This window comes from Peribacillus sp. P4_C12 (assembly GCF_056402095.1).
Window position 1 is genome coordinate 1 of record NZ_JBFUIB010001074.1, and the last position, 732, is coordinate 732.

Here is a 732-nt window from a genome sequence, read left to right on the forward strand (position 1 = left end):
GAGATTACTGAGCATGACGTTTTCCGTGTTAGAGAAGCAGCGGAGTTAATAACGATACCATCCGACAGGGAAATTATCGACGTGGTACCGATCCATTACAAGGTTGATGAACTTGATGAAATCAGTGATCCAAGGGGCATGATAGGTGTTCGTTTGGAAATGAGAGGGATATTAATCACGGGTCTGCGGACAATCTTACATAATACTCTGAGGTGTGTGGAAAGAGCTGGGTTAGAAATAACCGATATTGCTCTTCAGCCCTTAGCAGCAGGTGCCCTTGTATTATCCAAGGATGAAAAAGAACTTGGTGTGGCACTTGTCGATATTGGCGGAGGTTCTACAACTCTGGCAATTTTCGAACAAGGCTATTTACAATATACGTCTGTGATTCCTATAGGCGGGGAGACTCTTACGAAAGATCTTTCCATCGTTCTAAGGACAACGATGGAAGAAGCTGAAAAAATTAAAGTTAAGCATGGACATGCCTATTATGATGACGCGTCTGAAGATGAAGTATTCCAAATACCAATCATCGGCAGCGACCAGCAGCTGCCCTGCAATCAGTTAATGCTTTCAGATATTATTGAAGCAAGGGTGACCGAAATATTTGAGCTGATTCAAGATGATTTGAGGAGACTTGGCTTCCAGGATGTCCCGGGAGGTTTCGTGTTGACCGGTGGTGTCGTCAAGATGCCAGGAGTCCTGGAGCTTGCTCAATATGTGTTCCAAAAT

Annotated in this window: 1 protein-coding gene; it reads left to right on the forward strand. The window is 44.1% G+C overall.

The features are described 5' to 3' along the window. Positions 1 to 732 (forward strand): cell division protein FtsA (ftsA, locus tag AC1DUW_RS31400; protein ID WP_477644518.1); only part of this gene is annotated, 732 nt, incomplete at both ends.